The following is a 9,921-nucleotide window of genomic DNA, read 5'->3' on the forward strand; positions in this document are numbered from 1 at the left end:
GCATTCAAGACTCTGTTTACGCGCGGTTTGCTGTCCTGCTGGATATCGAGCCGCGGGTGTATTGAGCCCGGGGAGCTGCGACAGTGGGTATTGATATTCCACTTCCTGGTGCTTCGCTGAGGTATTACCCGGACTATGTTACTGATGCCGACCGGCTTTTCTGCGCACTGAGAGATGGCATCGACTGGCAGCAGCCGCAGCTTAAGGTCTTTGGTAAATGGCACCCGACCCCGCGCCTGGTTGCCTTTGTCGGCGATGAGGGTGTGTCTTATCGATACAGCGCGCAGCGACACCAGGCATTGCCATGGCCTGACGTATTATGCGCTGTTCGCCGTCAGCTTCGGCTGGATTTCGATTTGGACTTTAACAGCGCCTTGCTCAATTACTATCGCGACGGCGATGACAGTATGGGCTGGCACAGTGACGATGAGCCTGAACTGGGCGCCGCGCCGGCTATCGCGTCACTGAGCCTTGGCGACCGCCGGGATTTTCGTTTCCGCCCCTTTCCGGGTCGGCATCAAGCGGGTTCACCCACACATACTGTCACGCTTGAAAATGGCTCACTGCTACTGATGTTGCCTCCGACCCAGGAATTTTGGCAGCACAGCCTGCCACGCCGCGCCCGGCGTGGGCCGCGCATCAATATTACCTTTCGAAATATCTGCCGCTAGGGCACTGGCAAGGCGCTAGTGACAGGAGAGATAAGTCGCACTTATCTAGCACATGCCACCGGCAAAATGGTATCTTCTGGCTCGATAACAGGGAGTCACTTATGATCACAGTGCTGGTTGCAGACGACCACGCCATGGTGCGTACAGGCATAGCAAGGATGCTGGATGATGCCGCGGATATTTCGGTGATTGCGGAGGCTGCCAGTGGCGAAGAAGCCATTCAGCGCTGCCGGGAATTAAAGCCGGATATCGTATTGATGGATGTACGCATGCCCGGTATGGGTGGTTTGGAGGCAACACGTAAACTGCAGCAGCTGGTGCCTGAAACGCGCATTATTGCTGTGAGCGCCCTTGAGCAGGAGCCTATGCCCAGCCGCCTGCTGAAGGCGGGTGCCTGGGCGTATCTGACCAAGGGTGGAGATGACTCCGGGCAGGAGGTGTTGACCGCTGTGCGTCAGGTTGCCAGCGGCCGTCGCTACCTCAGCCCGAGTATCGCGCAGGCACTGGCACTGCGTAGCTATGATGAGAAGTCCGCGTCGCCATTTGATACCTTGTCGGAGCGGGAGATTCAGATCAGTCTGATGATCAGCAATGGGTTACGGGTGCAGGATATTGCCGACACCCTGCATATTCAGGCCAAAACGGTGAACAGTTACCGCTACCGCATTTTCGAAAAGCTGGATGTCAATGGTGACGTGGCGCTGACCTTGCTGGCGATGCGTCACGGGCTGATCGAGGCGCCCAGCGGCGAAGACTGAAGGATTTCATGCCCCCAACAACGAGTTTTGACCACCAGCGCTTTCTGAAGACGGTTACCCAAAAGCCCGGCGTATATGTGATGTTGGACGCCGATGGAAAGGAACTCTATGTCGGCAAGGCAAAGAACCTGCGCAAGCGTTTGAGCAGTTACTTTCGCGCTTCCGGCTTGAATAACAAGACCGTTGCGCTGGTATCGCGTATCGCTCAGATAGAAGTGACGGTGACGGCCAGCGAGCGCGAGGCCTTGCTGCTCGAACAGAATCTGATCAAGCGCTACCGACCGCCGTACAATATTCTGCTGCGCGACGACAAATCCTACCCGTACATATACCTCAGCAGCGATCAGCGGCACCCGCGCCTGAGTCTGCATCGTGGCAGTAAACGCGGCAAGGGGCAGTATTTCGGCCCTTACCCCAGTGCGGGGGCCGTGCGCGAGAGCCTGAACTGGCTGCAAAAAGTGTTCAAAGTTCGCCAGTGTCAGGACAGCTACTACCGCAACCGCAGCCGTCCCTGCCTGCAATACCAGATCGGGCGGTGCACCGCGCCCTGCGTCGGCAAAATCAGCGACGATGAGTATGCCCGCGATGTCCACCATACGGAGCTGTTTCTCAGTGGTAAAAGTGCGGCCCTGCAAACAGCTTTGGCTGATGAAATGGAGCAACATGCTCAGGCACTAGAATTTGAAAAAGCTGCCGAGCTTCGGGATCGCATTGCCTACCTACAGCAGGTTCAGGCCAGTCAGTGCATTGAAGGCGAATCCGGAGATCTCGATATTGTTGCCGGGGTCATTGAAGCGGGCTTGTGCTGTATCCAGCTCTTGTCCGTGCGGGGCGGGCGGGTGCTTGGCAGTCGCAGCTATTTCCCCAAGAGCTCGCTGGAAGAGGGCCTGGAAGCCCACGTTGAAGCATTCATTGCCCAGCATTATTTGATTGGCAGTGGCGCAATGGATATGCCCCGCGAACTGGTACTCAATATTGAGCTGGGCGATGCCGATATACTCGCCGCCAGCCTGAGCGAACAACTCGGGCGACAGGTAGCGATTGTGCATAAAGTTCGCAGCCAGCGGGCCAAGTGGCGGCAACTGGCCATGACCGCTGCCGAGCAGAATCTGCGCAATCGGCTGGCTGCCGGGGAGAGCATGAGTGCGCGTTACCGGGCGCTCGCCGAGGTGCTGGCCTTGCCCGAACCGCCGGAGCGACTGGAGTGCTTTGATATCAGCCACAGCAGTGGTGAGGCCACCGTGGCCTCCTGCGTGGTATTTGACGGCAACGGTCCGTTAAAAAGCGACTATCGCCGGATGAATATCGAGGGCATCACGGCAGCGGATGACTATGCGGCGATGCGGCAGGCGCTGACTCGGCGCTACAAACGCATTGCCAGTGGTGAAGTGCCCCGGCCGGATGTCCTGTTTATCGATGGCGGCAAGGGACAGCTGAACCAGGCACTGGAGGTGCTCGGTGAACTGGAGATCAGCGACTTGCTGGTGGTCGGTGTCGCCAAGGGGGCTGATCGCCGGGCTGGACTGGAGGTGCTGATTCACGGCGACGATGGTCGGGAAATTAGTCTGCCGGATAACAGTCCGGCCTTGCACCTTATTCAGCATATCCGCGATGAATCCCACCGTTTTGCCATCACCGGGCACAAAGCCCGCCGGGATAAGGCGCGTCGACAGTCTGGCCTGGAGGCGATTCCGGGCGTCGGGGCAAAGCGTCGGCGCGATCTGCTCCGTCACTTTGGCGGATTGCAGGGCGTACAGCAGGCCAGTGTGTCTGATTTATGCATGGTGCCCGGTATTAGTGAAAAAATTGCACAGGATATCTATGAAGGCCTGCGCAGCCGCTAGAAAAGCCCTAAAATGGCGCAAGCCGGTTCAAATGAGACGAGTATGAATATCCCCAACGCCCTGACTTTATTTCGCATCGTATTGATTCCGGTGTTCGTTTTGCTGTTTTACCTGCCGTTTCCCGGCAGTTATCTGGCGACAGCGGCGGTCTTCGGGCTGGCGGGCATCACGGATTGGCTGGATGGCTACCTGGCGCGCAAGCTCGGGCAGTCAACGCCGCTCGGTGCATTTCTGGACCCGGTCGCCGACAAGTTAATGGTGGCGGTTGCATTGGCGTTGTTGATCGAACGCTATGATGCCTGGTGGTTTACCTTGCCGGCGGTGATTATCATCGGTCGCGAGATTGTGATTTCAGCCCTTCGGGAATGGATGGCTGAGCTGGGTAAGCGCACCAGTGTGGCAGTCTCTTACCTGGGCAAGGTGAAAACGACAGCCCAGATTATTGCGATCATCGGCTTGCTGCTGTTGCCGCCAGACCCTGAAAGCCTTGGCTACATGGCGAACATGATCTGCCTGTATGTCGCAGCGCTGCTTACTTTGTGGTCAATGCTGATTTACCTGCGTGCAGCCTGGCCGGATTTGCGCGCCAAGGCGTAAAAAAATCCGCTAAATCAGCAACTTTCCTTGACAGCAGTAGGTGAGTGACTAGAATAGGCGCCTTCTTGATTCGCTGCTCTGTCGTCGCCTGACAGCAGAACAGAAAACCGAGAAAATGCGGGAATAGCTCAGTTGGTAGAGCGCAACCTTGCCAAGGTTGAGGTCGCCGGTTCGAACCCGGTTTCCCGCTCCAAACTCGTCTTTCGGCAATCGATTGAGAGACAGTGAAAAGGCGCGGTGGCAGAGTGGTTATGCAGCGGACTGCAACTCCGTGTACGCCGGTTCGATTCCGACCCGCGCCTCCATTTTCCTTCCCTGACGATATCTTCTTTTAACGCGGCAAAGCGTGTGCGCAGTTATTGGCGTATGCGAGTCGTGGCGGATTTCTCCGCCAGTTCTTATGCAATATTCGCGGTGCTGGCAGGGGCGGTCTTGACGCCATGATAGGCCTTGGCGAAATGCTCCCAGTTCATCGGCATTCTCTGCCGCCAGCGGGCCGGCAGACAGCTCAATGGCACCGGCGAGCCGTTGCATTCATACCAGAACAGCCATTGGCAGTGAAGGTGAGGGGTGAGGCGGCTGACGATCTGTGCGGCAGCAGGTGTCAGGGCCATGTTGCGCAAATCGCTGCGCTTCAGGGTGATGGTCTCCAGAAGACTCAGGCCCTGATTCAGTGCGAACAGAATCGCGGCGCGCTCGCTGCGTTCAAAGTCTGCGATCATCATGCCTTCAAGCGGCGCGGCTTCCTCATGAGGCAACAACTGCCGCGAGTCGCGTATCCAGCCGTTGATTGCCGCCTGCTCCGCAGCGAGTTGTAAACGCTGGTAGGCATCGTGGCGGGCGTTTTTGCCATCGATCCACTCGATACGACTGAGACAGTTCAGTAGCTCATCTATCGCTAGCTCATCAAGGGCTTGCTCATAGAAGGTTCCATCCTTGAAGCAACTCAAGTCCACAAAACAGTTAAGATCTGAAAAACGCATGATTGGGTCCGCCTTGGCTCTAACGGTTTTATTATGTTTTAACGCTCGCCTAAGAACAATTTAACTTAGGGGTTTATACGTATTGTCACAAAGAATCGTGATGGATGTCTCTAATTATTGTGTCGAAAACGCGGAATTTTTGTCCAAAATTGCCGTCAAATGCGCTAAATGTACGGCTGTTAAGATAAAAACGTTTTCATTTTTCACGAATCAAAAGCAACGTGTCATTCCGTTTTTAGCAGCAAGTCTCCCCAGTTTTCAGTCTCTCTTGCGCCATTTCGAGGTAGTCCGGGTCGGAAGAAAGTGCCTGATCAATGATCTCCAGCGCCCAGTCGGGAAGCGAGGGATTGAGTCGGTAGTAGACCCATTTACCCCGACGCTCGTCTTTAACCAGTTCGCAGCGCTTCAGCTCCGCCAGGTGGCGGGAAACTTTAGGTTGGCTCAGTTGTAGCGCGCTGGTCAGATCGCAGACACACAACTCGCCGTGATGGCGCATCAGCAAAAGGCTTTTCAGTCGGGTGTCGTCGGCAAGGCATTTGAAAAACTGCAGGGTATTAGTCATCGAAAACTCCGGTTGCTGATGGCAATTATATTTGTCGCCCCGGATATTTGAAGGGCCTGCGTAAATCACGTACTGCACCTTTCGCGTACTCTGTGTAGGGTTCGTGAAAATGCATGCGTGGTACGTCATGAATAAGAAACGCGGCTTCGTTATTCTCGGATCACTTTTTTCGCTGTGTATGAGCCTGTTTGCGGCCAGATCACTGTGGAAAACACCGGTTAGTGAGGCTGATACAACACAGAGAATAGCGGCCTTATTCAGTCAGGAGCTGCATCATTGGCTGGAGGATGGGAGTGACAATTGGCCCACGCCTCGCTATGTCCTTGTCTACAGTCGTCCGGGGCAGCTTTCCCCCTTGCTTGAGCGCCTGCGTTTGGACGACTACGCTGTTTTGTATAGCAATAACGCTCAGCAGAGGGCACTGCTGCGACTGTCGGCACCGAAAGAATTGCTGCGATTACAATGGATTGAAGCGGTCAGCGTTGTTTCTGCAGCGAAGCCGCCGCTAACGACAATAGAAATGAGGCGTCTTAATGCGCGTAGTCCCTGAGAAAAACGGTTACTCACATCTTGTTGCGGCTTTCTTGAGCGCAGGCATTGCCGCGCTTTCGTCGTCGCCACTTCATGCTGGAGACGCGCAGAATATTCGTCTGAATAACGCGCTCGAGCGAAAGATTGGCAGCCATATTCGCGGGCAATTGCAGCGACCCAGCAAGAACGCACTGCAGAGCGATCGTCTGCTTAACGCTGCCTCAGACCAGGGCGCGATTCCCGTCGAACTGCTGTTGCGTCCTGAGCTGCTGCCAGATGATGTGACCATGCAGCTCGAAGACATGGGCTTGACTGTGCGCTATCTGAGTTCAGACCATCGCTGGGCAAGGGTGCTACTCACGACAGATTCCTCACTGCAGGCACTGGCCAGTGCGGAGTGGATTCAGCAGGCCAACTACGCCCCGGAGCCGGTGACACGGCGGGGCGATGCCCGCAGTCGCGCCGGTGTGGCGCTTCGCAGCGAGGTCTTGGCTGCCGACTTAACGGTTGATGGCACTGGGCAGCATATCGGGATTCTGTCCGACAGCTTTGCGCATACCGCCGATGTTCGCGATGCCAATACGACACCTGCCGCAGGGGAGAGTGGTGTTTTGCGCGGCAGCAAACCCCAGGACAGTGGAGATCTGCCCGCATCCGTCCGAATTCTTTTCGATAATGATCGCGATAGCAGCAACGAGCTGGCGGGATCTGATGAAGGCGCGGCCATGGCCGAGTTGATTTACGATATCGCGCCCGGCGCAGAGTTAAGTTTTCATAGCGTCGGAAGCAGTCGGCGAGAGTTCGCTCAGGGGATTGAGGCACTGTGTAACAGCGGCGCCTCGGTGGTTGTGGACGATGTACTGTTTCTGACCGAGTCCAGCTATCAGGACGACTTGCCGGCGCTGGCCGCGAGTGCCTGTGTGGAGCAGGGCGTTGCCTACCTCAGCGCTCTCGGTAACGACGCCAACAAAGCTCACCGCTTTGTCTACCGTGATAGCGACAGCGGTGTCGATATGGCCGGTACGCTGGCGGTGCCCGATGGTAGCGATCTTCACAACTGGTCCGATAATGGTGTTGACCGTTTTATGGCGATCCGCCTGCCGGCCTTTGCGAGCACTTACGTAGTGTTGAACTGGAATCAGCCCAATGCCAGTGTTAACAGCAGTAATGGCGCTCAGATTGATCTCAACCTGTATGCGACCACATCTCCGCAGTTGGACGCACTCGACTCCGCGAGCACAGGATTCTACGCCAGCAGTACCAACACGCAGGGCAGAACCGGCGTGCCTTTTGGCGATGCGGTGGAATTTGTACTGCTGGAAACCGGGGCGAACAGTCAGACATTCTACTTGGCCATCGATCACTTTGACGGCAGCCAGGGAGACATCCCGCAGCAGACCGGCGTGCCGCTGGAGTTTCGTCTCCTTTATACCGGCACTACGCCGACCAGTATTGAATATGCCTTTAATGGACCAAGCGCCTGGGGACATGCGACGGCGATAGGTGCGGCGGCGGTCGCGGCCGTGCCTTGGTGGGAATCACCTCAGTACGAACCGGAAAGGTTTACAACCCCTGCTATCGATCCCGAGCCCTTCAATTCCGTTGGTGGTTTGTTGTCAGTCCAGTTCGACAGCAATGGCAACTACCTTCGAAGTTCCCGCCGTACACCTCAGTTTGCGGCGATCGATGGCAATAACACCACATTTCTCGGATCGCCTTCCAGCAGTGTTGCGCCCATTGATGGTGAGCCGGATGGCTATCCCAACTTCTTCGGCACATCCGCCGCCGCACCCAATGCGGCGGCTGTCTTTGCGCTGTTGCTGGAGGCCTTTCCCAATGCCACACCGGTGCAGTTAATTGCGGCGACCCGGGACAGCGCAATTGATGTGGCCGGCAGCGAAGCCTCTACCGGTGAAGACGACGTGACCGGCAGCGGCTTGATGGATGCCCGCGCTGCGGCAGAACTGCTGAGTCAGCGTGTGGACCCCGTCGATAATGGTGGCGGTGATGACAACGCAGGCGGCGATGACAACTCGGACGGCGGTGATGGCGGTTTCGCCGGGGGCATTGGTGGCGGCTCCTCCGGTGGCGGAGGTGGCGGTGGCTGCTTTATCGCCACTGCTGCCTACGGCAGTTTCCTGGCCGAAGATGTGGAACTGCTTCGCGACTTCAGAGATGACGTCTTGCTCAAGTTTGGCGCAGGTCGCGAGTTTGTGCGCCTCTACTATCGTTACTCGCCGCCACTGGCAGAGGCCATTGCCGGGCACGAGTGGGCGAGGGCTGTGGTCCGAGCGGGCCTGTTACCGCTGGTGCTCAGTATCCGCTACCCCATCACCACGATAGCGATGATTCTGTTGATGATTGGCTGCATCGCTGCCCAGCGCAGGCAGAAATACCTGCCTGAAAACGCATAAGCCTGCTAAGGCGTTGTTTTTCCAGCGCTTGATAAGTAGAATTGTGCGCCTTCCTACACGCCTGCAACTCAGCGCAGGCGTGTATCTCGCATCCCTGCCCGGGTGGTGAAATTGGTAGACACAGGAGACTTAAAATCTCCCGACTATTGCAGTCGTGCCGGTTCGATTCCGGCCTCGGGCACCAATAAAATCAGCATGTTGCATCTATCAAGCTGTCTGTTAATTTTAGTCGCCGATCTCGTGTAGACATTATGTAGACGGTTTGCAAGAAAGCTTCAACCCTCCCTTTGAGAGAACAGTCGACCTATTTTGCGAATCAAAAGCCTGGAATTACGCTCTGTTTCGGTCCATACTGCGACAAAACTGCCATTTGGTGCATCAAAGTGGAAAATTTGTCCGAAGTTCTTAAGATATTGGATGGTGCGCTGAAAGCAAATTCAAGCATGGCCACCAACTATGCTGGCTTGCTTGCAGAAAAGCTCGAGCAATCCGGTGAGCAAAAGCAGGCCCGCATGGTTCGAGAGCGACTGTCCCGAGCTAAAACTGCTGTCGCGCATGTACAAGATGCATCTAAGGGTATTAGTTTTAGCAAGCCACCTGTAGATTCGGAGAGTCGACTCGACACTCTTGATATAAGCTTTCCATCGCTCGATACAGAGAACGTAATTCTCCCCAGCGCTGTTCAGCAGCGAATACAAGATTTCTTTGATAACGTCTCTCATTTTGAGCAACTCCAAAAGCACGGTGCCGCCCTTCCTAATCGCGTGCTCTTGGATGGCCCCCCAGGGACAGGGAAGACACTACTTGCAAGAAAAATAGCCTCTGATCTCAAGCTCCCTCTTTATACCGTCAGGTGCGATACCTTGGTTAGCAGCCTCCTGGGCCAGACAAGCAAAAATCTCCGAAAGGCCTTTGACTTCGCCACACAAAGACCCTGCGTTCTGTTTCTCGATGAGTTCGATGCATTAGCAGGGGCGCGAGGAAATGAGCGAGATATCGGAGAACTTCAGCGAGTAGTGATAGCGCTCATACAAAACATTGATTCGCTGCCTAATGACGCTATTGTTGTTGCTGCAACAAACCATAACCAACTACTCGATCCAGCAATTTGGCGGCGTTTTAGTTTTCGAATTCCGATGCCTTTGCCAGATGAGATATCTAGAAAAAAAATGTGGCAGCACTTTATCGGCGAACTAGCACCCAAGAACCTTAAATGGGACAGACTGGTTTACTTATCTCGGGGAATCTCCGGCGCAGTAATAGAGCAAGTTTCCTTGGATACAAAAAGAAGATGCGTGATAGATGGCAATAGTCGCATTAGTGAACATTATCTCCTTAAGAGGCTGGGGTTGACTATTGCGTTATTGGAGGGGGTATCACTCCCGACCTACGAAAAGGAAATTGAGTGGCTTCGGGAATGGAATAAAAAAAGCTTTTCTCTCAGAACCTTGGCAGAATTATATGAAATATCCATCAGGACAGTAAGCAATATTCTCAAGGAGAGAGATGAATCCCCCCGGGTTTATCGGAGGTTTTTTGGTTTGAGTCATGCAACTGCAGA

9 protein-coding genes and 3 tRNA genes are annotated in these 9,921 nt (G+C 55.1%); 10 read left to right on the forward strand and 2 right to left on the reverse strand.

The window, feature by feature from the left end:
* Positions 1-83: 83 nt before the first annotated feature.
* The 6 genes from AC5DB9_RS15925 (at position 84) to AC5DB9_RS15950 (ending at position 4,175) form a co-directional block, all read left to right on the forward strand.
* Complete coding sequence (locus AC5DB9_RS15925) at positions 84-671, forward strand: alpha-ketoglutarate-dependent dioxygenase AlkB family protein (protein ID WP_272992766.1); 588 nt, start codon at positions 84-86, stop codon at positions 669-671.
* A 101-nt stretch (positions 672-772) separates the two neighbouring features.
* The gene (locus AC5DB9_RS15930; protein WP_272992764.1) at positions 773-1,429 is read left to right on the forward strand and encodes a response regulator; all 657 of its coding nucleotides are present in this window, start codon (positions 773-775) and stop codon (positions 1,427-1,429) included.
* Between the two features lie 8 nt (positions 1,430-1,437).
* A complete protein-coding gene (gene uvrC / locus AC5DB9_RS15935) occupies positions 1,438-3,273 on the forward strand; it encodes an excinuclease ABC subunit UvrC (protein WP_272992760.1) in 1,836 nt (611 codons plus the stop codon).
* A gap of 42 nt (positions 3,274-3,315) precedes the next feature.
* Positions 3,316-3,870 (forward strand): CDP-diacylglycerol--glycerol-3-phosphate 3-phosphatidyltransferase, encoded by a 555-nt coding sequence (gene pgsA, locus AC5DB9_RS15940; protein WP_028968508.1) that lies wholly within the window; start codon positions 3,316-3,318, stop codon positions 3,868-3,870.
* Between the two features lie 117 nt (positions 3,871-3,987).
* A tRNA-Gly gene (locus AC5DB9_RS15945) sits at positions 3,988-4,063 on the forward strand.
* A 38-nt stretch (positions 4,064-4,101) separates the two neighbouring features.
* Positions 4,102-4,175: transfer RNA gene (locus tag AC5DB9_RS15950), tRNA-Cys, on the forward strand.
* Positions 4,176-4,268: 93 nt separating this feature from the next.
* On the opposite strand, the gene AC5DB9_RS15955 is transcribed toward AC5DB9_RS15950, so the two are convergent.
* Positions 4,269-4,853, reverse strand: coding sequence for a hypothetical protein (locus tag AC5DB9_RS15955; RefSeq protein ID WP_272994059.1), 585 nt, complete (start codon positions 4,851-4,853; stop codon positions 4,269-4,271).
* Between the two features lie 235 nt (positions 4,854-5,088).
* Positions 5,089-5,415, reverse strand: coding sequence for a metalloregulator ArsR/SmtB family transcription factor (locus AC5DB9_RS15960; protein WP_272994060.1), 327 nt, complete (start codon positions 5,413-5,415; stop codon positions 5,089-5,091).
* Positions 5,416-5,542: 127 nt separating this feature from the next.
* Between AC5DB9_RS15960 and AC5DB9_RS15965 the strand changes: the two genes are divergently transcribed.
* The 4 genes from AC5DB9_RS15965 to iteA form a co-directional block, all read left to right on the forward strand.
* On the forward strand, positions 5,543-5,965 hold the full coding sequence (locus AC5DB9_RS15965) for a hypothetical protein (protein WP_272994061.1): 423 nt from the start codon (positions 5,543-5,545) through the stop codon (positions 5,963-5,965).
* Complete coding sequence (locus AC5DB9_RS15970) at positions 5,949-8,360, forward strand: CFI-box-CTERM domain-containing protein (RefSeq protein ID WP_272994062.1); 2,412 nt, start codon at positions 5,949-5,951, stop codon at positions 8,358-8,360. The genes AC5DB9_RS15965 and AC5DB9_RS15970 overlap by 17 nt, the downstream gene beginning before the upstream one ends.
* 96 nt (positions 8,361-8,456) lie before the next feature.
* Positions 8,457-8,544: transfer RNA gene (locus AC5DB9_RS15975), tRNA-Leu, on the forward strand.
* A gap of 208 nt (positions 8,545-8,752) precedes the next feature.
* The coding region (gene iteA / locus AC5DB9_RS15980) for an anti-phage ATPase IteA (protein WP_483151675.1) at positions 8,753-9,921 on the forward strand (1,169 nt) is incomplete at its 3' end.

It is taken from the genome of Spongiibacter sp., from assembly GCF_984394615.1.

Bases quoted from the DNA above. Each gene is read 5' to 3' on its own strand.
- AC5DB9_RS15930 (WP_272992764.1), top strand. From the start codon at position 773: ATGATCACAGTGCTGGTTGCAGACGACCACGCCATGGTGCGTACAGGC.
- uvrC (WP_272992760.1), top strand. From the start codon at position 1,438: ATGCCCCCAACAACGAGTTTTGACCACCAGCGCTTTCTGAAGACGGTT.
- pgsA (WP_028968508.1), top strand. From the start codon at position 3,316: ATGAATATCCCCAACGCCCTGACTTTATTTCGCATCGTATTGATTCCG.
- AC5DB9_RS15955 (WP_272994059.1), bottom strand. From the start codon at position 4,853: ATGCGTTTTTCAGATCTTAACTGTTTTGTGGACTTGAGTTGCTTCAAG.
- AC5DB9_RS15960 (WP_272994060.1), bottom strand. From the start codon at position 5,415: ATGACTAATACCCTGCAGTTTTTCAAATGCCTTGCCGACGACACCCGA.
- AC5DB9_RS15965 (WP_272994061.1), top strand. From the start codon at position 5,543: ATGAATAAGAAACGCGGCTTCGTTATTCTCGGATCACTTTTTTCGCTG.
- AC5DB9_RS15970 (WP_272994062.1), top strand. From the start codon at position 5,949: ATGCGCGTAGTCCCTGAGAAAAACGGTTACTCACATCTTGTTGCGGCT.